The sequence below is a fragment of the Alteromonas australica genome (genome assembly GCF_000730385.1).
Classification (GTDB): domain Bacteria; phylum Pseudomonadota; class Gammaproteobacteria; order Enterobacterales; family Alteromonadaceae; genus Alteromonas; species Alteromonas australica.
Genome location: NZ_CP008849.1, coordinates 3,629,710 through 3,653,654, shown reverse-complemented (window position 1 = coordinate 3,653,654; position 23,945 = coordinate 3,629,710). Strand labels below are relative to the sequence as shown.

The 23,945-nt window shown below is 44.8% G+C and carries 24 protein-coding genes; 14 read left to right on the top strand and 10 right to left on the bottom strand.

Annotated features, from left to right (window positions below; translation table 11 throughout):
- The first annotated feature begins 1 nt into the window (after nucleotide 1).
- From EP13_RS15935 to EP13_RS15890, 10 genes are all read left to right on the top strand, one after another.
- The gene (locus EP13_RS15935; protein ID WP_044058145.1) at nucleotides 2-1,204 is read left to right on the top strand and encodes an NADH:ubiquinone reductase (Na(+)-transporting) subunit B; all 1,203 of its coding nucleotides are present in this window, start codon (nucleotides 2-4) and stop codon (nucleotides 1,202-1,204) included.
- On the top strand, nucleotides 1,194-1,958 hold the full coding sequence (locus EP13_RS15930; RefSeq protein ID WP_044058144.1) for a Na(+)-translocating NADH-quinone reductase subunit C: 765 nt from the start codon (nucleotides 1,194-1,196) through the stop codon (nucleotides 1,956-1,958). Before EP13_RS15935 ends, EP13_RS15930 begins: the two co-directional genes overlap by 11 nt.
- Before the next feature lie 10 nt (nucleotides 1,959-1,968).
- On the top strand, nucleotides 1,969-2,601 hold the full coding sequence (locus EP13_RS15925) for an NADH:ubiquinone reductase (Na(+)-transporting) subunit D (RefSeq protein ID WP_044058143.1): 633 nt from the start codon (nucleotides 1,969-1,971) through the stop codon (nucleotides 2,599-2,601).
- Nucleotides 2,602-2,604: 3 nt separating this feature from the next.
- The gene (nqrE, locus tag EP13_RS15920) at nucleotides 2,605-3,213 is read left to right on the top strand and encodes an NADH:ubiquinone reductase (Na(+)-transporting) subunit E (protein WP_044058142.1); all 609 of its coding nucleotides are present in this window, start codon (nucleotides 2,605-2,607) and stop codon (nucleotides 3,211-3,213) included.
- A gap of 20 nt (nucleotides 3,214-3,233) precedes the next feature.
- Nucleotides 3,234-4,466 carry an NADH:ubiquinone reductase (Na(+)-transporting) subunit F gene (nqrF, locus tag EP13_RS15915; protein ID WP_044058141.1) on the top strand — a complete coding sequence of 411 codons (1,233 nt, stop codon included), beginning with the start codon at nucleotides 3,234-3,236 and terminating at the stop codon, nucleotides 4,464-4,466.
- Between the two features lie 125 nt (nucleotides 4,467-4,591).
- The gene (locus EP13_RS15910) at nucleotides 4,592-5,617 is read left to right on the top strand and encodes an FAD:protein FMN transferase (RefSeq protein WP_044058140.1); all 1,026 of its coding nucleotides are present in this window, start codon (nucleotides 4,592-4,594) and stop codon (nucleotides 5,615-5,617) included.
- 9 nt (nucleotides 5,618-5,626) lie between these two features.
- Entirely contained in the window at nucleotides 5,627-5,860 is a 234-nt protein-coding gene (nqrM, locus tag EP13_RS15905) for a (Na+)-NQR maturation NqrM (RefSeq protein WP_044058139.1), read from the top strand.
- A gap of 482 nt (nucleotides 5,861-6,342) precedes the next feature.
- Nucleotides 6,343-7,416, top strand: a complete 1,074-nt coding sequence (dinB, locus tag EP13_RS15900) for a DNA polymerase IV (RefSeq protein WP_044058138.1) — start codon at nucleotides 6,343-6,345, stop codon at nucleotides 7,414-7,416.
- A 58-nt stretch (nucleotides 7,417-7,474) separates the two neighbouring features.
- Nucleotides 7,475-7,723, top strand: coding sequence for a DUF1653 domain-containing protein (locus EP13_RS15895; protein WP_044058137.1), 249 nt, complete (start codon nucleotides 7,475-7,477; stop codon nucleotides 7,721-7,723).
- 64 nt (nucleotides 7,724-7,787) lie between these two features.
- Complete coding sequence (locus EP13_RS15890) at nucleotides 7,788-8,678, top strand: MBL fold metallo-hydrolase (protein ID WP_044058136.1); 891 nt, start codon at nucleotides 7,788-7,790, stop codon at nucleotides 8,676-8,678.
- A 146-nt stretch (nucleotides 8,679-8,824) separates the two neighbouring features.
- Here the strand turns inward: EP13_RS15890 and EP13_RS15885 are convergent, their stop codons facing one another.
- Complete coding sequence (locus EP13_RS15885; RefSeq protein ID WP_044058135.1) at nucleotides 8,825-9,832, bottom strand: LacI family DNA-binding transcriptional regulator; 1,008 nt, start codon at nucleotides 9,830-9,832, stop codon at nucleotides 8,825-8,827.
- A 68-nt stretch (nucleotides 9,833-9,900) separates the two neighbouring features.
- Nucleotides 9,901-10,419, bottom strand: a complete 519-nt coding sequence (locus tag EP13_RS15880) for a gluconokinase (RefSeq protein ID WP_044058134.1) — start codon at nucleotides 10,417-10,419, stop codon at nucleotides 9,901-9,903.
- 260 nt (nucleotides 10,420-10,679) lie between these two features.
- Between EP13_RS15880 and EP13_RS15875 the strand changes: the two genes are divergently transcribed.
- The gene (locus EP13_RS15875; RefSeq protein ID WP_044058133.1) at nucleotides 10,680-12,020 is read left to right on the top strand and encodes a GntP family permease; all 1,341 of its coding nucleotides are present in this window, start codon (nucleotides 10,680-10,682) and stop codon (nucleotides 12,018-12,020) included.
- 74 nt (nucleotides 12,021-12,094) lie between these two features.
- On the opposite strand, the gene EP13_RS15870 is transcribed toward EP13_RS15875, so the two are convergent.
- The 6 genes from EP13_RS15870 to EP13_RS15845 form a co-directional block, all read right to left on the bottom strand.
- Entirely contained in the window at nucleotides 12,095-12,337 is a 243-nt protein-coding gene (locus tag EP13_RS15870; protein ID WP_044059074.1) for a VF530 family protein, read from the bottom strand.
- A gap of 41 nt (nucleotides 12,338-12,378) precedes the next feature.
- Nucleotides 12,379-12,879, bottom strand: a complete 501-nt coding sequence (locus EP13_RS15865; protein WP_044058132.1) for a hypothetical protein — start codon at nucleotides 12,877-12,879, stop codon at nucleotides 12,379-12,381.
- Nucleotides 12,880-12,889: 10 nt separating this feature from the next.
- Nucleotides 12,890-15,247 (bottom strand): ADOP family protein, encoded by a 2,358-nt coding sequence (locus EP13_RS15860; protein ID WP_044058131.1) that lies wholly within the window; start codon nucleotides 15,245-15,247, stop codon nucleotides 12,890-12,892.
- Nucleotides 15,228-15,932 (bottom strand): ABC transporter ATP-binding protein, encoded by a 705-nt coding sequence (locus EP13_RS15855; protein ID WP_044058130.1) that lies wholly within the window; start codon nucleotides 15,930-15,932, stop codon nucleotides 15,228-15,230. Before EP13_RS15855 ends, EP13_RS15860 begins: the two co-directional genes overlap by 20 nt.
- 11 nt (nucleotides 15,933-15,943) lie before the next feature.
- Entirely contained in the window at nucleotides 15,944-17,170 is a 1,227-nt protein-coding gene (locus tag EP13_RS15850; protein ID WP_044058129.1) for an HlyD family secretion protein, read from the bottom strand.
- Between the two features lie 381 nt (nucleotides 17,171-17,551).
- On the bottom strand, nucleotides 17,552-18,064 hold the full coding sequence (locus tag EP13_RS15845) for an Lrp/AsnC family transcriptional regulator (RefSeq protein WP_044058128.1): 513 nt from the start codon (nucleotides 18,062-18,064) through the stop codon (nucleotides 17,552-17,554).
- Between the two features lie 238 nt (nucleotides 18,065-18,302).
- Between EP13_RS15845 and EP13_RS15840 the strand changes: the two genes are divergently transcribed.
- Nucleotides 18,303-19,586, top strand: coding sequence for a purine-cytosine permease family protein (locus tag EP13_RS15840; protein WP_052364453.1), 1,284 nt, complete (start codon nucleotides 18,303-18,305; stop codon nucleotides 19,584-19,586).
- Nucleotides 19,583-20,692, top strand: coding sequence for a DUF917 domain-containing protein (locus EP13_RS15835; protein WP_044058127.1), 1,110 nt, complete (start codon nucleotides 19,583-19,585; stop codon nucleotides 20,690-20,692). The genes EP13_RS15840 and EP13_RS15835 overlap by 4 nt, the downstream gene beginning before the upstream one ends.
- A 19-nt stretch (nucleotides 20,693-20,711) precedes the next feature.
- Here EP13_RS15835 and EP13_RS15830 read toward each other — a convergent pair whose 3' ends face one another.
- Together EP13_RS15830 and EP13_RS15825 are read right to left on the bottom strand one after the other, a co-directional pair.
- Nucleotides 20,712-22,271, bottom strand: coding sequence for a PepSY-associated TM helix domain-containing protein (locus EP13_RS15830; RefSeq protein WP_044058126.1), 1,560 nt, complete (start codon nucleotides 22,269-22,271; stop codon nucleotides 20,712-20,714).
- 3 nt (nucleotides 22,272-22,274) lie between these two features.
- Nucleotides 22,275-22,853 carry a hypothetical protein gene (locus EP13_RS15825; protein ID WP_044058125.1) on the bottom strand — a complete coding sequence of 193 codons (579 nt, stop codon included), beginning with the start codon at nucleotides 22,851-22,853 and terminating at the stop codon, nucleotides 22,275-22,277.
- A 223-nt stretch (nucleotides 22,854-23,076) separates the two neighbouring features.
- Between EP13_RS15825 and EP13_RS15820 the strand changes: the two genes are divergently transcribed.
- A complete protein-coding gene (locus EP13_RS15820) occupies nucleotides 23,077-23,934 on the top strand; it encodes a class II glutamine amidotransferase (RefSeq protein ID WP_044059072.1) in 858 nt (285 codons plus the stop codon).
- Nucleotides 23,935-23,945: the final 11 nt, after the last annotated feature.

Genomic DNA, 23,945 nt, shown 5'->3' with positions numbered 1-23,945 from the left:
CATGGGTTTAAAAGCGTATTTAGAAAAAATTGAGCCGGATTTTGAGCCGGGTGGTAAGCATGAAAAGTGGTACGCGCTTTACGAAGCGGCGGCGACCATTTTTTATACGCCAGGTAAGGTAAACAAAGCGAACACGCACGTGCGTGACAGCATTGACCTTAAACGCATCATGATCATGGTATGGATGGCAACATTCCCAGCGATGTTCTTTGGTATGTACAACATTGGTCTTCAAGCGCAAGACGCGATTACCATGGGTGCAGGTACACTACCTGACACATGGCAAGCCGGTCTTTTCACTGCATTAGGCGGTGACTTAACCAATGCGGGCATGCTAGGCCTATTCTTTTACGGTGCTTGTTTCTGGTTACCTATCTACGCAGTCACGTTTGCGGTGGGTGGTTTCTGGGAAGTCCTATTCGCTTCTGTGCGTAAGCATGAAGTAAACGAAGGTTTCTTCGTAACATCGGTACTTTTTGCACTCACCCTTCCCGCCACTATTCCTCTATGGCAAGTAGCACTAGGTATTACCTTCGGTGTGGTTATTGCGAAAGAAGTCTTCGGTGGAACAGGTCGTAACTTCCTTAACCCAGCACTGTCTGGTCGTGCGTTCTTATACTTTGCTTACCCTGCACAAATTTCGGGTGACCAAGTATGGGTAGCGGCAGATGGTTACTCGGGTGCAACGTCTCTTAGCCAAGCTGCTTGGGGCAACCTAGACTACGCTGATATGACGCAGTGGATGGACAGCTTTATCGGTACCATCGCGGGCTCAGCAGGTGAGGTATCTACCCTTGCTATTATCCTTGGTGGCTTGTTCATCATGTACATGCGTATAGCAAGTTGGCGCATTGTTGCAGGCGTGGCCATTGGTGTCGCTTTCTTCGCAACACTGCTAAACCTCATTGGTAGTGACACTAACCCCATGTTTGCAATGCCTGCGCATTGGCACTTTGTTGTGGGTGGTCTTGCTTTTGGTATGTTCTTTATGGCGACAGACCCAGTGTCAGCGTCATTCACCAACCAAGGTAAGTGGGCTTACGGTATCTTCATTGGTTTCATGACGGTACTAATCCGCGTCCTAAACCCTGCCTTCCCGGAAGGTGTGATGCTAGCAATACTATTTGCTAACTTGTGGGCGCCACTGTTCGACTATTTTGTCGCACAAAGCAATATCAAGCGGAGGGTAGCACGTGTCGGCTAAGAAAGAATCTTTAGGCAAAACTATCGGCGTAGTTGTTGCCGTATGTTTAGTTTGTTCAATTGTTGTTTCTGGCGCGGCTGTTGGCCTTCGCTCATTGCAGCAAACAAACGCAGCTCTTGATAAAAAGAGCAATATTCTTAATGCAGCAGGCCTATACGAAGTAGGCATGAGCAATAGCGTCATCGAAAGCACGTACAGCGAGCGAGTAGAACAGCGCTACGTTAATCTTGATGAAGGTACGTTTGTCGACGCACCTAAGCCAGATTACGATATGTATAAAGCGGCCAAAGAAACAGAGTACAGCACTAAGGTAACCAGCAGTAATGTAGGCTTCCAACGTCGTCCAAATGTGGCGAGTGTTTACTTAGTACGTGACGATGCAGGAGATGTTTCTCGTATCATCCTTCCTGTACACGGTAGCGGTCTTTGGGACCTTATGTACGGTTTCTTAGCGGTAGACGCAGACGGCCAAACGGTTCGCGAGCTTATTTACTATCAGCAAAAAGAAACGCCAGGATTAGGTGGTGAAGTGCAAAACCCTGCTTGGCAGGACAAATGGGACGGCAAAGAGCTTTACGAGAATGGCGAAGTGGCTATTCGCGTAGTGAAAAATGCTAACCCAAGCAATCCTCACACTATCGATGCGCTTTCAGGTGCTACCCTAACCAGTAACGGTGTTGAAAACACCATTCGTTATTGGGTAGGTGAGCAAGGCTTCGGCCAGTTCCTGAAGAACCAAGCATGGCGTTCATAAGGGAAGTCTCATGGCAGATACTAAAGAAATGAAAAAGGCCCTCTTTGGGCCAATCCTGGACAACAACCCTATCGCCCTTCAGGTATTGGGTATTTGTTCAGCACTGGCAATTACCACTAAGCTGGAAACAGCCTTGGTAATGTCGCTTGCGCTGACTAGCGTTGTAGCGTTCTCAAACTTGTTTATTTCACTTATTCGTAACCAGATTCCTTCTAGTGTGCGAATTATTATCCAGATGACCATTATTGCGTCTTTGGTAATTGTTGTTGACCAAATTCTAAAAGCGTATTCGTATGAAATATCGAAGCAGCTTTCGGTGTTCGTTGGTCTGATTATTACCAACTGTATTGTAATGGGTCGTGCAGAAGCCTACGCCATGAAGAGCCCACCTTTGATGAGCTTCCTTGATGGTATTGGTAACGGCTTGGGTTACTCTTTCATTCTAATTGTTATTGGTACAATTAAAGAGCTATTTGGTTTCGGTACTATTTTAGGTTTCGAAATCCTACCATTAGTTCAAAACGGTGGTTGGTATCAAGGTAACGGTTTGCTAATCCTACCTTTCAGCTCATTCTTCTTAATTGGCGGTATGGTGTGGTTCATCCGTACAATCCGTCCAGAACAAGTAGAGCCTAAGGAGTAAGTCGTGGAACATTATTTATCATTATTTGTTCGCTCAATTTTTGTTGAGAACATGGCGTTGTCACTTTTCTTGGGTATGTGTACCTTCCTAGCGGTATCTAAGAAAGTAAAGACTGCTATGGGTCTTGGTGTTGCCGTTATCGTGGTATTGGGTATTTCTGTACCGGTTAACCAAGTTATTTATGTCAACATTCTTGCTCCAGGCGCATTAGCATGGGCAGGTTTCCCTGAAGCTGACCTTAGCTTCCTTAACTTCCTAACGTTTATCGGTGTTATCGCGGCATTGGTACAGATCCTAGAGATGAGCTTAGATAAGTTCTTCCCTGCGTTATATAACGCACTAGGTATCTTCCTTCCGCTTATTACCGTTAACTGTGCGATTTTTGGTGGTGTAGCATTCGCGGTTCAGCGTGAATACAACTTTACCGAAAGCATTGTTTACGGCATAGGTAGTGGTATGGGCTGGGCACTAGCCATTGTGTTGCTAGCGGCAGTACGTGAAAAGCTGAAGTATGCTGATATGCCTGATGGCGTTCGTGGTCTGGGTTCTGTATTCATGATCGCTGGCCTTATGGCGCTCGGCTTCCAGTCATTCACTGGTATTCAGCTGTAATAGAGCTCGGGAGCATATAAATGAATAACGTAGAAATATTTCTTGGCGTCGGCATGTTCATTGCCATTGTATTGGCGCTAGTATTTATCATCATGTTTGCCAAGTCTAAGTTGGTACCAAGTGGTGATGTAACCATCACTATTAACGGTGACCCAGACAAGGCAATTAAAACTGCACCGGGCGGTAAGCTTCTTGGTGCACTGGCTGACGCAGGTTACTTCGTATCATCTGCATGTGGTGGCGGTGGCTCATGTGGCCAGTGTCGTGTCGACGTACACTCAGGTGGTGGTGAAATTCTACCTACTGAACTCGACCACATCACGAAAGGTGAAGCGCGCGAAGGTTGCCGTCTTTCATGTCAGGTTGCGATTAAGCAAGACATGGAAATCGAACTTGAAGAGTCGGTATTTGGTGTTAAGAAATGGGATTGTGAAGTTATCTCTAACGATAACAAAGCGACTTTCATCAAAGAGCTTAAGCTTAAAATTCCTAACGGTGAAAGCGTACCTTTCCGTGCCGGTGGTTACATTCAAATTGAAGCGCCAGCGCACCACGTTAAGTACAAAGACTTCGAAATTCCAGAAGAGTATCGTGGCGATTGGGAGCGTTTCGGCTTCTTCGACATCGAGTCTAAAGTAGACGAAGAAACCATTCGTGCTTACTCAATGGCAAACTACCCAGAAGAAGAAGGCATTATTATGTTGAACGTGCGTATTGCTACGCCGCCACCTAATAACCTAAGCCTACCTGCTGGTAAAATGTCATCGTACATTTGGAGCCTGAAAGAAGGTGACAAAGCGACGATCTCTGGTCCATTCGGTGAATTCTTCGCGAAAGAAACTGAAAATGAAATGGTCTTCGTAGGTGGTGGTGCAGGTATGGCCCCAATGCGTTCACACATTTTCGATCAGCTTCGTCGCTTAAAGTCTAACCGTAAGATGAGCTTCTGGTACGGTGCACGTTCACTTCGTGAAATGTTCTATACAGAAGATTTCGACGAGTTAGCAGCAGAAAACGATAACTTTGAGTGGCATGTAGCCCTGTCAGATCCTCAACCGGAGGACAACTGGGAAGGCTACACAGGGTTCATTCACCAAGTACTTCTAGAGAACTACTTGAAAGATCACCCTGCACCAGAAGACTGTGAGTTCTACATGTGTGGACCACCTATGATGAACGCGGCCGTTATCAACATGCTGAAAGATTTGGGTGTTGAAGACGAAAACATCATGCTAGATGACTTCGGTGGTTAATCTACCAAGCTAAAACAGTTATTAAGCATATTAAAAGGGGCGCAAGCCCCTTTTTTGTTGAAGTAAAATGTCCAGCTTAGATAATAGACATATAACTTTGTGCAAAGAGAAGTAAGGATAATAACGTGATCCGTTTTGCAATTAGAATTTTTCTCGCCTTTTTTGCAATAGGTATTTTATTCCTAGCAAGTTGCAGTGAAAAAGGTCAGCCTGTGGTGCACCTACAAGGGCAAACCATGGGAACCACCTACAATGTCAAATATCTTGTAGATGAAGCGCCTGTGGAGGGGTTACAGGCTGAAATTGATGCCCGTCTTGTTGAAGTAAATAAGATGATGTCTACTTACGACCCAACATCGGAATTATCGCGTTTTAATCAGTATCGTTATACCGATAATTTTGAGGTATCACCGGACACCCTATTTGTTATTAATGAAGCGCTGCGCTTGGCGAATTTAAGTGGCGGTGTACTTGATGTTACTGTAGGGCCATTGGTGAACGTGTGGGGTTTTGGCCCAACCAAACGACCAGAGAAAGTACCAAGCCAAGGGGAAATCGACGAAATTAGAGATTACGTGGGTTATCAGAAACTTTCTACTACACCAACGGGTCTTAAGAAGAGCCACCCCATGTTATATGTGGATTTGTCTACCATTGCTAAAGGTTTTGGCGTTGACGAAGTGGCAGAGATACTGGAAAAACGTGGCATTGAAAATTACTTGGTAGAAATAGGTGGTGAAATGCGCGTGAAAGGAGAACGTGGCGACGGCAGCGAGTGGCTTATTGCTATTGAAAAGCCGGTCACTACTGAACGCGCGGTGCAAAAAGTGGTGTCTATTGGTGAAAATGCGGTGGCTACATCAGGAGACTATCGTAACTACTACGAAGAAGATGGCGTACGTTATTCACATTTAATTGACCCTACTACGGGAAAACCCATCTCTCACAACTTGGTGTCGGTAACCGTTGTTCATCCTTCTTCAATGACGTCAGATGGTTTGGCTACCGCATTTAATGTGATGGGGTGGGAAGAGGCGATTGCGGTTGCCGAGCAAGAACAACTTGCGGTATTCCTAATTCGTCGTACCGAAGACGGATTTGAAGAGTATGCATCACCAGAATTTGATAAACTGGTTACAGTTCATAATTAGGGGGTAGCGATGTCTACATTTATTCTTGCCTTTGGTTTCTTTTTAGTGATGGTATTAGCCATGGCTGTGGGCTACCTAGTTCAAAGAAAATCTATTTCTGGTAGTTGTGGTGGCCTAGGTGCGCTAGGGATTGAAAAAGCCTGCGACTGTCCAGAACCGTGTGACCGCAAAAAGTCGCGTATGGAAAAAGAAGAAGCCCGCCAGAAAAAGCTAAACGAGTGGAAGCAAAACCAAATTTTGTAATGCTTCGCCTTTCGTTGGCTTAAGATCTAAAAGCGCTGTTTGATACTCATCGACAGCGCTTTTTGTTGGTGAGTATATCTATAAGTTCTTTAATGTTGAGGCTTATTGAAGCTGCCGAATAATGTCCATTGATTGATGAAGGACCCTACTAATTCTCATACCATGTTTGAACTTTCTAAAAACGATAACGTGCTTATTTACTTGGTTGAAATGTGATTGTTCGAGCCATTTGATAAATTCTGTATGTAAGTTACTTACAATATAGCTCAATCGTTTTACACTCTCAATTATGCCTTAATTTAATTGAGCGCTAATTAGCGTTTAATTTGCATTATTTGTACTTTTCATAAAGACGTTAATTATGTGTGTGAGCGTTTAATTCTATCTAGAGTCCACAAGGAGATAGTGTAATTCAACGTTATTAGTAATATACTGTCTTTTTGTACAGTTTTACGTTTAAAGCTAAAGAATGAAGGCGGACAATGCGAAAAATTATCCACGTCGACATGGATTGTTTTTACGCCGCAGTTGAAATGCGCGACAACCCTGCCTTGCGTGATATTCCCATTGCCATTGGTGGCAGTGCCGACCGTCGTGGGGTTATCTCTACCTGTAATTATCCCGCCCGCAAATTTGGTGTACGTTCGGCCATGGCTACCGCGTATGCGTTAAAGTTGTGCCCCAATCTTACTTTAGTGAAAGGGCGCATGGAGGTGTATGCCGCTGAGTCGCAAAAAATACGTAAGATTTTTGCTGACTATACTGACCTTATTGAGCCCTTATCATTAGACGAAGCTTACCTAGATGTTACCAACAGTGAGTTTTGTGGGGGCAGTGCTACGTTAATTGCCGAAGAGATACGCGCGCGTATTCAAAACGAATTAGGTCTTACTGCTTCCGCCGGCGTGGCCCCCTGCAAGTTTGTGGCAAAAGTGGCCAGTGACGAAAACAAACCCGACGGCATCTGCGTGATCACGCCAGATAAGCTAGACACATACGTACGAGAAATGCCCCTCAAAAAAATTCCGGGCGTGGGCAAAGTCACCATGCAAAAGCTGCAGCGCATGGGGTTGAATACTTGCAATGACGTTAGGCAATACCCTTTCGAGCGCATTCAAAAAGAGCTTGGAAAATTCGGTAGCGTGTTGTGGGAACGTGCTCACGGCATAGACGAGCGTGAACTGTCGGTATCACGTGAGCGCAAGTCTATCGGCGTGGAGCGCACGTTAAATGAAGACATACATACCTTCGAGCAGTGCATCGACTTCTTGCCCCACTTGTTTGAAAAGCTTCAAGAGCGAATGGATAATCACAAAAAGCGAACGGGCAAACCGGTACGCATTCGCACGCAGGGCGTGAAGCTTAAGTTCAATGACTTCCAGCTAACCACGGTTGAACATCGTTATGGGGCGTTGGATGAAAATTATTTCCATACCCTAATGGAAGAGGCCTTTGAGCGCGCAAAAGGCCGAGGCATTCGTTTGGTAGGCTTGCACATAGGGCTAGCAGTCAACCAAAGCACCCAGCAGCTTATTTTGCCTTTCGAAGACGTTTAATTAGGCTGTGTTACACGTATACTTGTTATTTTTAAAGCGCTTCCTTTCAAGGGATAATATGAATACCAAACAACTTAAAACCCCCGGTCGTTACAAGCACTACAAAGGCAGCTTGTATGACGTGTATGAAGTGGCTACCCATTCAGAAGATGAAACTAAGCTGGTTGTGTATCGACCTTGTTATGGGGAAAAGGCGTTATGGGTTCGCCCTCTAGAAATGTTCTTTGATACAGTAGAACAAGACGGTATTGCCCAACTTCGCTTTGAATATGTGGGCGCAATACCTGATGATGAAAAAATGATCTAATAGTGAAATTAACCCATAGTGAAACTGGTCTTGATTCAAACAAGCCCTACACAAGGAAATAATAATGAACACTGTCCCACGTTCTAAAAACATGGTCATGGCTGCGTTGTTCGCCATTGTCCCATTTGCATTCTCAGCCGTTAACACAGCAGTAGCGCAAGACCAATTTGCTGATGTAGAAGTGAAAGCCACAGCGATTAAAGGCTCGGTGCACATGTTAACGGGAATGGGCGGCAACATTGGAGTATCGGCAGGCGACGATGGTATATTGATTATTGATGATCAGTTTGCGCCACTGGCAGAAAAAATTGCCGCGCAACTAGGCCAGTTGGGAAATAATGCGCCTAAGTATGTGATCAATACCCATTATCATGGCGATCATACTGGCTCCAATGCGTTTTTTCACAGCCACAAAGGCGCCACTATTTTAGCGCACGAGAATGTGCGAATTCGTTTGGCTAATGATGAAAAAGTGAAGCCCGAAGCTTTGCCTGCTATCACCTATGAAGACGGCATTAAAATACACTTTAATGGCGAAACCCTTCACGTTATGCACTTAGAAGTTGGGCATACCGACGGTGATAGCGTAGTGTGGTTTGAACAGCCTAATGTAATGCATACCGGTGATTTGTTTTTCAACGGCATGTTTCCTTACATCGACCAAGGTGCCGGCGGTAATGTAGAAGGCTACATGGAATCGGTAACGCAATTACTTAAAAAAATTGACGATGACACCGTTATTATCCCTGGCCACGGTAAACTTAGCTATAAAGCGGAATATAAGCGTTTTCTCGCAATGATAGACGAGACTTTCAACTATGTTAAAGCGCTAAAACAGGAAGGTAAAACCCTCGATGAAGTCAAAGCCCTAGGCCTTGAGGAAAAATGGGCAGATTGGAGCTGGAATTTTATTACCGAAGAGAAGTGGATAACTACACTCTATACCGATGCTTAAAAACAACGCTGCTTTTAATATTGAATAAATGGGCAGGGGAGTCTTCTTTACTGCCCTGCCATTTACTTAAAATGGCACTATCACTGGGTCTTTGGGCACCAGATTAAAGTGCACCGATTCTAAGTGCCGAATCTGCCAGATGTCTACTAAGCGGTTTCCCGTATTTTAAGCTCAAAGGGTAAAACTTGGCTCGCTTGTTCAACGTCTTCGCCTTCAATTAGCGCTATCAATGATTCGGTTGCCATTTCCGCCATTTCACGGCGTGGGACTGAAACTGTTGTTAGGGCAGGGTAAATTGAACGTGAAAAACTCAGGTTGTTGAAACCGCAGATATCGATATCCTTGCCGGGCTTGATACCTCGCCTATTGCATTCCATTACCGCGCCGGCAGCAAGCTCATCACTCACAAAAAATAGCGCATCAGTATCGGGCCATTTATGTAACGTTTCTGCGAGCAGCTCTGCGCCAGCTTGAAATGAGGCATCAGCTCTAGAGGAGAGATATCGCTCGGCAGATAGCCCTGCACTGTTAAGCGCGGATTCCCACCCCTGTTTTCGCAATATTGCTCGCCAATCTAAAAACAATGAGCAAAAAGCAATATTGCGGCGCCCTTTGTCGATGAGATGTTGGGTCATGGATTGTGCTGCTAATGCGTTATTAACCCCATAGTTAATATCAAAAGGCTCGCTAGAAATATCCATTATTTCGGCGACAGGTGTCCCTGTGGCTAACAGCATTTTTCGCGTTTCTGCAGTATGACGCGTCGATGTAAGAATGAAGCCACTCACGTTCTGCTGAATATAAGACTCGACAGTGCGCTCTTCCCCAAGCTCGGTATAGGTCGAATCACCAATCATAAGTGCATAATTTGATTTATCGGCAACGGCCTTCACGCCTAACATCACATCGTTAAACACATTGTTGCCAAAAGACGGAAGCAATAACGCAATGGTTCTATTATTGTCGGAGCAGAGCGATTGAGCGGCGCGGTTCGGAATATAGTTTAGCTCTCGAGCAGCCTTTTTAATCTTATTGGCGAGTGATTTTGAGACGCCACTGGCGTTATTAAGCGCACGGGAAACAGTAGTTTTGTGGACCCCAAGGTGATTGGCTACGTCTGATATCTTCGTGCGTGACTTTTTTACCTTATTCATTCTTTAATCTTTTAACGTTCTGCTAGTTTCGATAACCCGCGCGGGCAGGAGTGTTAATGTCGCGGGTCTTACATCGATACCAAAGGGCGAATAAAGTCTTCCGCTTGTTTAGATACACACTCGAGCGACTGCGTCACATCAATAATGAATGCGTTTTCTTTAGAAGGAAGCTCTAAGGCTGCAAACTGACTCTCGAGCATAGCATCACCGTTAAAAAAATGCTCCCGTTGTTTTAATCGCTCACTTAGCACGGACTGTGAAGCATGAAGATAAATAAAGTGGCAGTGGGAAGCGATGTCTTTAGTCAGCACGTCACGATAGGCTGAGCGAAGCGCTGAACAGCTTATAACCACGTTCCGGTCGGCGAGAATGTGTTGCTTGGCAATCATGTTCAACGTAACTAACCATTCCCATCTGTCGGCATCTTGCAGTGGTATACCGGAAGACATTTTTTCTACGTTGGCCTCGCTGTGGTAACGATCTCCTTCCTCGAAAGGCATGTCAAAACGTTCGGCTAAATGCTGGCTCAGTGTCGATTTTCCCGTCCCTGAAACTCCCGAAACGAAAAATACATGGCGGTGGGTCATAAATTTATTTCTCACATTACAGTTCAGGAGTAGATCAGGAGTGAGTCATTTTGTCTCCATTTTATTGATGAATATTAGTTTGGAAACCGGTTGCGTTCAAGGGGTGATTATAATAATGTTACTAAAAAGTTTTCTTGAGTTAATAACTATTTAACATCGACGGGGCTTATCAACTTAGCTCTTAAAGATAGTGAGCAATTCCCACATTATGGCAGGGTCAACATGATGACATTGTCACTAACAGGTACCAGAGAGCACATATGACCGATACCTTCTCCCTTCTTTTTGTCGCTATTTGCAGCATTGTACTTCTCACCTATTTAGTTGTAGTGAGAAAAGTGCATGCTTTTATCGCGATCCTCGTGGCAGCGGCATTTGTCGGCCTTGGTACGGGAATGCGAGGGGCCGACGTGCTGGCTTCAATGCAATCAGGTATGGGCAATACGCTGGGATTTGTAGCGACCATTGTTGGTCTTGGCGCTATGTTCGGGCAGTTCTTAGAAGAATCCGGCGGCATTGATAGGCTTTCGCAAACTATCAACAATAAATTTGGTGATAAGAATAGCCAGTGGGCGGTTGTGCTAACGGGGTTTCTTGTTGCTATACCCGTTTTCTTTGAAGTGGGGCTTATCATATTAATGCCTCTTATTTACTCGTTAGCAAAGAAATCAGGAAAGTCGCTTATTTATTATGGCATCCCACTCACCGCTGGACTCGCTGTTACTCACGCCTTTATTCCTCCAACACCTGGGCCTGTCGCGGTGGCGTCAATTTTAGGGGCGGATATTGGCTTAGTCATTTTGTTCGGCTTTGTCGTTGGTGTTCCTTGTGCCTGTTTAGCCGGCCCAATTTACGCGACATTTTTAGCAAAACGCCTGCACGTACCGGTTCCAAGCCATATCATTGAAGCTTCACATAAAAAGCCACAAGCGCTCCCCAGCTTTCGTTCAGTTGCGGCGCTACTGACATTTCCGCTCGTGGCTATTCTGGTGGGTACGTTGGCAAAGTTCACGCTTTCCGAAGGTGTCTTGAAAGAGGCGTTGCTATTTATTGGTCATCCCTTCATTGCGCTTACTATTGCAACCATTGCCTGCTTTAAAGTGCTAGGGAAGAAACAAGGCCTATCAAGGGAACAAATTAGAAACATTGCTTCTAGAGGATTAGAGCCGGTTGCCTTAGTCATTCTGGTAACAGGCGCGGGTGGCATGTTTAAACAAGTGCTCATCGACTCTGGAGCGGGACAGGCCTTTGCCGATGTTGTCGCATTGTCGCCGCTTCCACCCTTGGCTGCGGGGTTTCTCATCGCAATTTCGGTAAGAATTATTCAAGGCTCGGCTACGGTGGCCATGTTAACGGCGGCAGGTTTAATGGGTCCTGTCGTGCAGGAGTTGGCGTTTTCACCCTCAGTACTCGCCCTAATGACCATTGCGATTGCGGCGGGGGCTACGGCCATGTCTCACGTGAACGATACGGGGTTTTGGATCGTAAACCGTTATTTTGATATTTCCGTGAAAGACACGTTTGTGTCTTGGACGTGTATGGCAACCCTAATAGGGTTTATTGGGCTTTTTCTCGTACTCGTAATTGGTTTATTTGTCTAACGTCAAAAGTGGCGCAAACAAGCTTTGTTTTTCTGTGGCCACTGGTTTCATTATTTATATTTAAATGGTTGTAACTAGGAGTCAACATTAGAAGCATTATTACTGAACGTCTGTATATAAAGCTGCTCTACTTTGTCTCTTGCCCATTGGGTTTTGCGAAGAAACTTCAGCGATGATTTGATAGAAGGGTCGTTATTAAAACAGTTTATTTTTATTCTATAGTACAAGCCTTCCCACCCGTAATAGTCGTGTAATTGAGTCACTATTTTTTCTAAGGTAAGCCCGTGTAATGGGTTGTTTGGTTGCTGTTCTGACATAGACATTGTCCACAGTAAATTGTTACCGCAACTTTAGCATATTATTCGTTACCGTCCTCCATAAGGCCATTAAATTCACTGTCTGAAACCATAATAGTTGAACCCTTTTTCGATTCGAACACAACTTGTACAAAATTTATCTGTTTGTCGATAAGAGTGTCATGAATTTTCTTAATACGTTGTTCGTGTTGCCGACAAGGCGCGCATGCATCGTAATTACCAAAGCGAACCAAAACAATGGTGTATTCAGCACTTGTGTATTGATACCCCTCTGGCATAAAGGGGGTAAGCATTTCTTTTTCTTCTTTTGAGTCTTCTATCGGCGGTCGCTTTTCAAGGTACTTCACAATATTTTTTGCCAGTCCCTTTTCTTTAAATATTAATTCGCCTGCGTCATTAAACACATAGTGAACGGGTGAAAAGTTACCTAGCCCAGAGGCGTTCATTTCTTCACCAGGAAAACGGGTGACAAACTCCTCAGCGTAGGAAAACGTGGAATGAATACCGGTGACTATAAGTATAAAGTAAAAATAAAATTTCATGTTGATAGTCCTAAGTTAATGATAGCCAAGCGTTACGCTTAATTGAGTGAGTGCCTTTTAATAGCAGGGCTAATACAGCAAAGAGAGAAACACTGATAAAGCACAAACATACGAAAACCGCCTGCGCCATATTGGCGTATAAGTCTGGCCAGCGTAGCAGAGTGATAGCGATCATTATCGCTACAATGGGGGTACTGACAGCCATATAAGTGAGAGTGTTTGATGAAGCCACGTGGTGGGGCAATGCGCCAAGGTTTAGCCGTAACGCAATCTCTCGACGTGATTTTTTCAATATCAATTGAATGCTATTAATAGAGAAAACGGTCGTCGTCACCAACAACACGACGGTGACTAACAAAGATAGACTAATGAGGGCTAACTGTGGGGCTTCTTGTTTATCGATTAAGTCTGAAATACGCAGGAGTTTGGGGTTGGAAAGTGATGTGTCTATCTGCTGTAGGCCGTTTTCAACAGCATTTAAAATGTTACTTGCACTTGCATCACTTCTTATCAGCAAGCTCTCAAACCCCGTTAGCGTGGGCGTGATTCTATAGACCAAGGGCGGGACCTTGTTATCTTTGCTTTGAAAGTGGACGTTGGCGACCACACCAACCACATTTAATGTAAACTTCTCTCCCTCGGTGGTAAACCCTACCAAATGAAGGCCTGCTAGGTCCTTGCCGTTGAAAATACTTTGGTAGAGCTGTTCGTTTATTACAACATCCTTGAAGCTTCCCCAGTGTAGTTGGCTACCTTTGATTAATTGAATATCAGCAAGGTTGAAAAAATCAGGTGATACTGATGCAGAAAGTACTTGAGGGTTGTTGCCGCCTCCTAATGGCTGCATTGAAGGTGTATACAAATTTGTGTAAGACGTATTGCCTAACATAAATGGCATATTGGTTAGCGCAGAGCCTGAAATTTCTGGTTGTTGGTCAAGGCCATTTAAAAAGAGCTGTGGCAGATTGTTAGTGTAAAAAGTGTCGCCAAATCTTGGGCGATCAAAGTGCACAATATACAAGCCTTCAGGGTTGTAACCGCGCTCAATATGGAAGTACGCATATTGCTTTTGCAGTACCTCAACGGCTTTGGCCAGGCTAAGCGCACTGAGGCCTACCATAATACTAAGGATAACAAAGGTTTGAAATTTTTGCGCCACGGAGGCTGTTGCCCCTCTCCCCAGTGTGTTGCCAAGGAACGTAGCTTGAACGGCAAAAAGTAATATTGATAGCGCGGTTAACAAAACAAATACAGCTGCGCATATTTTTAATACAAGGCTCCAACTAAGGTGATTAAATGCAACTGTCTCGGGGATGACAAAGGTAACCAGCTTTCCAGTTGCAGGCAACAAAAGAAGAACGAACAAAAGTAAGAGTGCAAAGGAAAGGCTGGTTTCCAATGCAAATTGCCATTTTATGTGGGCGTTTCTGGCACCTAAATGCTGGCGTAAAGTAACTTCGTTTTGCCTAGCTTCATTGTTATTTAGAACATAGCTTAAAAAAGCGATGAAGCTAAATACAAATAAAATTGAGAACAGTTGGATGAGCCGAAATAAGCGAGCTTGAATTTTTTTGTAGGCGGAAAAACTGACTCCGAATGCGTCAGAAAGTTTAAGCTTTTCCCCATCGAACATGAGCAAGCTTTCGCTAAAATATTGGCTAAACTGTGTCATGTCATCATCAGAAAAGCTGGTGTTACTGACTAAATAAGACATGACGTCGGGGCTAAGGCTGCTTAAGTTTGAACTGGTTAACTTGGGTAAAAACGCAAAAGGTACAATAATGTCTGCCCTATCTTGCTGCCTAAAGCCTAAGAAGTTTTCAGGCATAATGGCATCGATGGTCGCTGTGTGTTCATTAATGGTAAGTGTGCGGCCAATGACAGGCTTTTGCTGCATTTGGTCACGCCAAAAACGATAGCTTATGGCGACATGTAAGTTACTGTCCGGTGAAGGGTACTCTAGGTTAGTCAGGTGGCCTTTTAACGGCTTTATGCCCAACTCAAGATAGCTTCCCGATACAAAACTCGCTTGTACGTCTGTGGGGGCAGGTAAATTAACTTTTAACCACTGACTTTTCTCGTACATAACGTTGTAGCGATATCCGGGTACCTTTTCTTCAGCAAGATAGTAAGGGAGCGGCGTGTCGGTTTGCTCATACAAATAACGCACTTGTTGCACGCCGTTTAGCTCATCTACACCTAAATAAGTAGGGGTTTGGTAAGCTTGTTTAATGATAGATGCTTGGATGAAAAACGTGAGAGGAAGCGCAAGGAGTATTAACGACAACCAAAAAGAGACGCTGCGCTTATTTTGCAGCCACCAATTCAGCGTTAAATCTAAATTTAACTTAACTGTGCGGAAGAACATGCGAAGCGTCCTGCTTTTGTGTCACTAACATGCCATCTCGTATAACAAGTTGGCGCTTTGCTTTTAAGGCAAAATTTTCATCATGGGTTATCAAACAGATGGTTCGCCCTTCTGCATTTAGTTTTTCAAGAATAGAAAACACCACTTGTGCATTATGACTGTCTAAATTTCCCGTCGGCTCGTCGGCGAGTAGCAAAGAGGGCTCATTAACAATAGCTCTGGCAATGGCAATGCGTTGCTGTTGTCCGCCAGATAGCTGGTTAGGATAACGGTCGATGTAATCTTCCATATCTACCTGACGTAGGGCGTTAAGTGCCTTTTCTCTGTACAATTTTCGTGGTGTGTTTGCATCGTAGGTTAGTGGCAAGCACACATTATGGAAAACACTTAAATGTCCCAATAAATTAAAGTTTTGGAAAATGAGGCCAATTTCTTGGTTTTTGAGTTTCGCTTTTGACCGCTCAGTAATCTGCGCCACGTTGGTATCAAATAGATAGTAGTGCCCACTTGAAGGCGAGTTAATCAGGCCGATAATCGACATCAGTGTACTTTTCCCAGAACCTGAAGTGCCTACAATTGCCGTATAGTCGCCCTCCATCAAAGAGAAAGACACGTTATTCAATGCTAATTGCGTGGTGTTCTGGTAGCAGTAATTCACTTCCTCAAAGCGTATTATTTCGCTCATTATCCCCTCGTTTAATCAAAGAAAGTCGACGATGTCGTATTGGGCACAAGTACTATCTGCTCCCCGTGGTTTAAACCTGGCGTGAGAAAGAGGTTGTCTTGGTCTGCACTTATAATGGTAATGTCTGTGCTGACTCTTTCGCCATTAACCAGTCGATACACTCTCCATTGTTCCGAATGGGAGTATTCTTTTGGTTTGTTGACAAAAGCAATATGCGTGATAGATGAGGTCGTGATAGCGGCTTCAATAGATTGCCCCATGCTCATCCACGAGGGTAGATCTTGTGGCAACTTTACCCTGACCATGACAGCGCCATCCCTAACGATAGGGTCAACAAAGTCTACCGTGCCTTCCACTTCACCGTTAGGTGACTTTATGGTTGCCACGGCATTAAGATCTATTTTAAACCCCAAGTATTGTGGAATAGCAATGTCAGCTGCAAGTGCTTTGTCATTAACGATTTCAAGTACTCTGTTTCCCACCGAAATGGCTTCACCTTGTGCCAATTCAAGTTCTTTTACGACACCATCAATGGGAGACGTAATGGTGAGCGCATCAATACGGGATTTAAAATAAGCAACTTTTTCTTCGGCTGCTTTTCGTTTAGCTTGCAATGCTGCGTTTTGGCTTGCGTACCCCTTCTTGTAGGCATTGTAGCGCTGCAATAAATTTGAAACGTCCATTTCTGCTCGTTCTACTTTTAACTTCAGTTGCTCGAACTTGACCGCGGATATAATGCCGTATTCTCTTAGCTTTTGGTTCGCATCTACCTCTAGGCGTTGACCTTTTAACTCAGAGCGCGCTTTGGCCAAGTCGGAAGCTATCGCGTCTAACTCTAGTGCTAGCTGACTTTGCTCATAAGCGACTGACGCAAAAATGTCATCGGCTTCAAACTGCACTTCTTTAAACTCTCTAAAGAGTTCAGGGTTGGCAATTTTTATCAAAGGTTCACCAACTTGCACTCTGTAACCTTGGCTAACATATACCTGCTCGATAAACCCACTTTCTGTGGATGAAAGTACATAGCGTTCTGGCGCAAATACTTTTCCATTACCTCTTGCTTGAGCGGGTTGCTCAGCTACCGACACTGTTAATTGGGTGTCAGGAACCATGTTATTGTTAATGAAGGTGAAACCTATTACGGTGAGGGTGAGCAAGGAAAGTAGAAGCGTTATCCAAAATATTCTACTTCTTTTGGTTCGGAAATAATCAGACTTGGTTTCTATGATATTTTGCATCTGTACGCACCTCTCATAAAACGCTTTCAATCACTGCTTAATATTGAAAGAGATTAACACTTTCGTGAGTTTTAATAATCAAATGGCGGGGGCTGAGGGTCAGAAATACAAATGATGACTTTTACACAACGCCCTTGCGAGTCGCATTGGTTGGTCTCATAACATGCAGCAAAAGTAAAAAATGATGCGGAGGCCATTAAGCTTCCTATAATAAGCTTCTTAGCTAATTTTGAATTGAGGGGGGGGATACATTCATAAAATTTTCCTTTTTAAATGTTGTCGCGTCCAGATGCAATTTAAATATATACATCTCAATATCTCATAGTCAAGTAAATTCATACACTGTTAAGTAAACCTGTAAAATCCAAATAATTTTGTTGGTTAGCTATCTATCTCAGCCTGCTCTAGCCACTTTAAGTGGGCTAAGGGATAACCTAAGAAGAACTTCTCTCGGGCAAGGATAATTCGGGTTTCAATACGCTTTATCCCTAGCGCACCTTGCTCACTCAGTGAGTCGCACGCTTTGTTTAGCGCAGCTATATCAGCAAAGCAACTGAATGATACGTAGTCTACGTTACCGGTAACTTGCATGCAGTCCATAAATTGTGGAATCGCATTAATGGCTGCTAAAAATTGCCGCTTGCTGACCGCGCTGTTGTCGTGCAGGGTAAAATCTACATAGGCAAATATGTGTTCGCACATGGCCTCTAAGTTTACGTCGGCATGAAACGTGCGAAAGTATCCTGCCTCTTTCAATGCTTTTACTCGTTGAAAACAAGCACTAGGAGACAAATTTACGCGCCCCGCGAGTTCCACGTTCGTTAAGTCGGCTTGCAAATGCAAAATGGCCAATATCTTCTTATTGTAGCTATCAAGGCGAATAATCTTCTTCATGGTGATGTCGTTAAGAAATTATATTTTTCATAGCATACCAAAGATAATGGCAGGTGCGCCCCATTTAGATTGACCTGCCATGGCAGTGATGGAATGAATTGAGGTGGAAAGCAATGAAAATGCAGTAATTTGATTCGCTTATTAAGCAAAAGAACAAAATATTATTTTGCATGAATGCTGCACACTAAGATGAAGCTTACAGCAATGCGGTATTCATTGGGCAAAAGGAAGCAAAAGGGTGACAAAAGAATCTATGCAGCATAAAAACGATTACGCATTGGAGCCCGTGCCTGACAGCGAACAAACCCATGGTTGGGCGGTAGGGATGGTGAACGGGTCACTGGCCTTCGCCGTTCCGGGGTTAATAACCGGCATTGAGATAGGCCAAGCGCTAGGTTTTTACAAGAGCGTCGCTGCCTTTTTAGTGGGCGGGCTCATATTAGCCCTACTAGGCAGCTGTACTGCCATCGTTGGGCGTAGCAATCGATTTACCTCGTACCTAACGCTGAAATTCGTCTTCGGTATATGGGGCGCAAAAATAGTGTCCTTTTGTTTCGTGTTGTCGCTACTGGGTTGGTATGGCGTCAATCTCGACCTCTTCGCATACGCCACCAATGCGCTTTTAACGGATTACATGAATATAACGCTCAACAATACCGCTATTGAATGGGGCGGAAGCGTTGTCATCGTTATGACGACCCTATATGGCTTCCACCGTATAGAACGCCTAGCGGCATATCTGGTTCCCGTAATGGCAATAGTGACAGCGCTCTTACTCGCTAAAAGCGTTATTGCCATGGAGCATTTAACCGCGCCGGTGCCTTCAATGAGCTTCGGTACCGCGGTTTCGGCGGTGGTGGGTAGTTTCATTGTGTCTATTGTTCTCATGCCTGACTTAACGCGTTTTTGTCGTAAAAAGCATGATGCGGTTATTGCATCTTTCCTTCCGTTTTTTGTGTTAAGTAGCTTTGTGTACATCGCTGCATCCTTGGCTGCTAATGTGTTCTTAACCGCAGATATATTAACTCTTATGGTAAAGGTGGGTCTGGGGTTAGCCGCGTTGCTTTTATTGCTTTGCTCCAGCTGGCTAACCAATGTGCTTAACCTATACAGTGCGGCTTTAGGCACCGCCGCGGTGGGGAATTCCACCAAGCAGCATGTGCTAATAATAGGGTTGGGGATATTAGGTGTTGTGGCATCATCCCTGAACCTGCTGGATAACTTCTCCGACTTTTTGTTCTCCCTATCTATTCTTTTTACCCCTGTAGCGGCCATATATTGTGCTGACTTTTTTATACTTAGGCGGTCTGCCTTGTATTGCCAAGAAGAACCCATTCCTTCGTTCAATGTTGTTGCCTTGCTTGCCTGGGGGCTGGGCGTGGCATTTAGCATATACAGTGGCTATATCACATTTACCATTACCCCCATTCATGCCATCGATGCCTTAGTGGTGTCTTTTTTAAGTTATCTCGTGTTAGCGAAAGTTCACACCCGCTTGTTTGTTCCTAAGGAGTCAATATGAAACAGCTGTCATTGGCCGATATGCAGGATTTATTGCTTGGTTGTACCATTTTAGGCACAGGCGGGGGCGGAGAAATGAGCGAAGGTCTCGCGTTGTTAGAAGACGTTTATCATAAAGGCTTGCCGGTTACACTAGTCAGTTTGCAGGAGGCCCCTGACGACGCCATGGTATGTACCCCGTATTTACTGGGTGCGTTAGATTTAAGCGAAAAGCGACATCCAAAGTACCAACGATTGCCGCAAAGTGAAGCGCCTGCTATTTGTGCGGCTTATTCTCGTTTAGAACAGCATTTAAACACCACATTTTATGGCACCCTTTGCTGTGAAATGGGCGGTTCGAATACGGCTGTCGCTTTTTATACTGCCGCGCTAAATGGCGGCGTGGTGATTGATGCTGATCCCGCGGGGCGTGCAGTGCCTGAAATCACCCATTCTACATACTATCTCAACAACCTACCTGCAGCGCCTATTGTGGCTGCAAACACCTTCGATGAAGTCTTCATTGTTGAACATGTAAAAGATGACTTACGTGCCGAGCAACTTATGCGAGCCTTATGTCAGGAAAGTGCGAACGATATTGCTTGTATCGACCATGCCATGAAGGTAAAAGATATCAAGCACGCCGTCATTGAGGGCACCTTGAGCAAAGCATGGAAACTAGGTGTTACCGCAAGACAAGCGCAACAAAAGGGACGGGATGTAGCCTCAAGCATAGCGCTAATGGGGAACGGTTTTGTGAGTTTCCGTGGCGATATCGAGCATTTTTCTTTTGATACGCAAGCTGGCTTTACGGTGGGGGACGTGAAAATATCAGGCACAGGCAAGTTTGCCCACCACTGTTATACCCTTGCGGTCAAAAATGAAAACCTTGTGGCCTATTTCGACGGTGAACTAGACGTTACCATTCCGGACTTAATTTGTGTTATCGATACTGAAACTGGGCTACCTGTTACTAACCCTCATTATCATAAGGGGCAATCGGTGGCGGTGATTATTTTACCAGCGCCTACAGAATTCACTACGCCACGTGGTTTGTCGGTATTCGGGCCAGCCTATGCCGGTATTGATGCGCCATACCGGCCGGCAAGCCCTCGCAACGTAAACTAGGCTTTACCGGTAGAGAAAGTTACTGCCATACACCATCATAGGGAATGTGTGGCTGTTTTTTCACTAACCGGCGTGCACAAATTGCAAACAACACTGCTAAACACGTGGCAACGATGCTTACCCCTGCGTCTATGGTATGGGAAAGGCTGGTTTGCCAATACACGCAGCTTATGGCAATGCAGCCAAGTGCAAGTAAAACCAAGAGGTATAAGCTATGGATGGCGGCACGAATAGGCGTGACGCAAAAACTGTAAACCACCGCAAAGATAAACCCTACGTAGTAGGCTAGATGCTGATAAAACTGAATGTCATTTTGGGAGTAGGAGGCTTGTTTGGCGGCTATAACCGACAGGCCAATGCCGATAAATGTACCCGCGCACACGCCTACGGTCAATCGCGCTAAAATGCGTACAGAGGCAGGCTGTTTGACTGCCTGACTCGTGGACATTTTCTTACGGCGAGACTCTATCCAAATAATGTTTCCACTTAAAAACAATAAGCATCCGCTTAGTCCCATCGCAAAATAAATCCAATGAATAAAGCTTCCACCAAAACCGCCAAAATGCAGCGTAAAGAAACTGTTTACCACTTTGCCAGGTATGCCTGAAACTGAAGGAAGCATAGCAGTGTATCCCGCTGAGGCAGTGTAGGGGTCGGTCACCCAGTAGGCATAATAGGGTCCCCGTATAATTTCTCCTACAAGCTCTCCACCCATAATCAACCGTGCGCGTGGGGTGCCTAACCCGGAAAAGTTAAGTTCGGTTAACTTAAAATCAGGCTCTGTGGCGGTGATCTTATCTTCTAGCACAGATATTGAGAGCAAATTCTCAATGCCTCTGTCTGCCTCGATAGGCGCCGGTCGGTTAAACATGGGCTTGTCTTGATACACCGCAGTTTGCAGGCCCCCATACAATATATCGTGATAAGCGAAAACAAAGGTGGTAACGGCAATGATAATATGAAAGGGCAAGGCAGAAATGCCCAATATATTGTGGAAGTCTACCCAGAAGCGTTTGCCTTTTTTATTCTTACGTAATGCAAACAAATCTTTAACCCAGGTAGGGAGAAAAATGACCAAGCCTGACACAATGGCGACAAAATACAATACGCAAACAATACCCATGACATAGATTCCTACAGCGTCATGCTCATCGCCGCCCGGAATACCTGCGGTTCGGTGTAAGTGGTCAAGAAAGTCGCCTATTTCGCTTAGCGAGGTACTACGACTGATGAGTGCCCCGTCGTTATCTAACGATGCTTGCCAATAGGTATGCTGGTGGGTGTCTTCATCTTCAATAACCCATTGCACCGGTGCGTGCTTTGGCATGGCATTGGGCAAGTAAACCGACAATTGCGCTGAGGCTTCCGGATGCGCTTGCAGTACCTTTTTTATTAGGGTGTCGTATTGCGTTTCAGCAATCGGGGGAAGCGTGTGCTCTTGATGAAGTGCCCACGTATTCAACGGCGCTTTGAACATGGTAAAGGCACCAGCAACAAAGCAAATATAAAGCAGTAAGCCAGATAAAATCCCAGTCCAAATATGGATGTTTTGGTAATTTTTGTAGTTTTCTAATTTCATAAGTTAGCGGATAACCTGCAGTAAGCCATATTCAATAACCACCACAATGGAAAGTACGAATAAGGTACGTCGTGGCCGGTGGGTAAAATAAATAAGGGCGATGAGTAACAGCCAAATTGGCGTTATCCACCACATCATAAATTGTGACTTTACGTCTAAGGGCGTGTTACCAAGGAAAGCAAAGCTCACCAGCCCACTGGTGAATAGGCCTAGAGGTAAACCGACCACGACAGCGCCAATGCTTTTTAGCCACCAATGTGGCATGTGCACCAGGTAACTGTCACTTCGTTTTAGTGAGGAGCCCGCGCCTTTGAGCGCCGTTTGGGGCTTTTCGAAACGATGTATTAAGGGTAATAAGCTTAATGAGAGCATGCACAAGGTGATGACAGTGTAAATGGCTGCGGGAACAGAAAAAACAAAGGTAAATATCCATGTGGATGCAAGCGCGAAAAGCCCGCTAAGTAAGGCACCCGTCTTCGCTTTGTAAAAACGTGAGGGAAGCCATTGCTGATTAGGGCAACCAAGATAAAAGATGGCACTGGCAACAACGCACATCATTAAGCCTATTCCCAAGGCTATCATGGGCGTACTCCTTATTGGGTTGATTAAAACGCCTTATGAAAAACCGAATTAGAATAGGCTCACAATGCATTAATGTAAATAAAAATGATTGTTATTTGTATGTGAATAATATTCTTAAGTGTTTTTAGTATTGCTTAACCGATCGTTTCCCATCAATTGCGCATTGAAACGCAGAAGTTGCTTGTTTATGCTTGCGATAGGTTCAATGATGAAAGAGTTTATTGTGTGTGAATTACTTGGCATGAGCGCCAATACACCAACTGATTTATGTTTTAGCTTTACTGGCTTAACCCGTCGTGGTGGCGAAACAGGCCCGCATAAAGACGGCTGGGGAATGGCTTTTTACGAAGGTAAAGGGGTTCGTTTATTCCACGATCCTGAACCCTGTGCAACCTCTAAAATTGCAGAGTTTGTTTCTCACCTACCCATTAAAAGTAGAACGGCGATATGTCATATTCGCCAAGCCAATGTGGGCAATATTAACCTTGCTAATACGCACCCATTTACCCGTGAAATGTGGGGCAAGTATTGGGTGTTTGCCCACAATGGGCAGCTGCCTAATTTTGTTCCACAAGAAGGCATGTACGAGGCCGTTGGTGATACCGACAGCGAAGCCATGTTCTGCGACTTAATGAATCAGGTGCGTCAGCGTTTACCCCGGGATGCCATGCCGCAACAATTGGCCGATGCGTTAGTGGCCATTGCTAAAAGTTACGCAGAGCAGGGTGTATTCAATTGCTTATTAAGCAATGGCGACTGGTTGTTTTCATTTTGTAGCACCAAAATGGCGAGCATTACCCGCCGTGCCCCATTTGGCCCAGCCTGCCTGAGCGACGTGGAAGTAGAAATAGATTTTGCCGCTGAGACCACACCCAACGATGTGGTGAGTATCATTGCCACTGCGCCACTTACCCATGACGAACAATGGGATATTTACGAGCGTGGTGAATGGAAGCTATGGCAGCAAGGCGAGGTAATTGCCAGCGGTAAAGTGGATGTTCCCGAACATAAACAAGAGGAAGCAATGAGTGCTCCCGACCCTTCACTTCACGATGGTAATGCAGAATCTAACACTAACTAGTCCCCCCCTGT

Bases quoted from the DNA above. Each gene is read 5' to 3' on its own strand.
- EP13_RS15935 (WP_044058145.1), top strand. From the start codon at position 2: ATGGGTTTAAAAGCGTATTTAGAAAAAATTGAGCCGGATTTTGAGCCG.
- EP13_RS15925 (WP_044058143.1), top strand. From the start codon at position 1,969: ATGGCAGATACTAAAGAAATGAAAAAGGCCCTCTTTGGGCCAATCCTG.
- nqrF (WP_044058141.1), top strand. From the start codon at position 3,234: ATGAATAACGTAGAAATATTTCTTGGCGTCGGCATGTTCATTGCCATT.
- nqrM (WP_044058139.1), top strand. From the start codon at position 5,627: ATGTCTACATTTATTCTTGCCTTTGGTTTCTTTTTAGTGATGGTATTA.
- dinB (WP_044058138.1), top strand. From the start codon at position 6,343: ATGCGAAAAATTATCCACGTCGACATGGATTGTTTTTACGCCGCAGTT.
- EP13_RS15895 (WP_044058137.1), top strand. From the start codon at position 7,475: ATGAATACCAAACAACTTAAAACCCCCGGTCGTTACAAGCACTACAAA.
- EP13_RS15890 (WP_044058136.1), top strand. From the start codon at position 7,788: ATGAACACTGTCCCACGTTCTAAAAACATGGTCATGGCTGCGTTGTTC.
- EP13_RS15885 (WP_044058135.1), bottom strand. From the start codon at position 9,832: ATGAATAAGGTAAAAAAGTCACGCACGAAGATATCAGACGTAGCCAAT.
- EP13_RS15880 (WP_044058134.1), bottom strand. From the start codon at position 10,419: ATGACCCACCGCCATGTATTTTTCGTTTCGGGAGTTTCAGGGACGGGA.
- EP13_RS15875 (WP_044058133.1), top strand. From the start codon at position 10,680: ATGACCGATACCTTCTCCCTTCTTTTTGTCGCTATTTGCAGCATTGTA.
- EP13_RS15870 (WP_044059074.1), bottom strand. From the start codon at position 12,337: ATGTCAGAACAGCAACCAAACAACCCATTACACGGGCTTACCTTAGAA.
- EP13_RS15865 (WP_044058132.1), bottom strand. From the start codon at position 12,879: ATGAAATTTTATTTTTACTTTATACTTATAGTCACCGGTATTCATTCC.
- EP13_RS15860 (WP_044058131.1), bottom strand. From the start codon at position 15,247: ATGTTCTTCCGCACAGTTAAGTTAAATTTAGATTTAACGCTGAATTGG.
- EP13_RS15855 (WP_044058130.1), bottom strand. From the start codon at position 15,932: ATGAGCGAAATAATACGCTTTGAGGAAGTGAATTACTGCTACCAGAAC.
- EP13_RS15850 (WP_044058129.1), bottom strand. From the start codon at position 17,170: ATGCAAAATATCATAGAAACCAAGTCTGATTATTTCCGAACCAAAAGA.
- EP13_RS15845 (WP_044058128.1), bottom strand. From the start codon at position 18,064: ATGAAGAAGATTATTCGCCTTGATAGCTACAATAAGAAGATATTGGCC.
- EP13_RS15835 (WP_044058127.1), top strand. From the start codon at position 19,583: ATGAAACAGCTGTCATTGGCCGATATGCAGGATTTATTGCTTGGTTGT.
- EP13_RS15830 (WP_044058126.1), bottom strand. From the start codon at position 22,271: ATGAAATTAGAAAACTACAAAAATTACCAAAACATCCATATTTGGACT.
- EP13_RS15825 (WP_044058125.1), bottom strand. From the start codon at position 22,853: ATGATAGCCTTGGGAATAGGCTTAATGATGTGCGTTGTTGCCAGTGCC.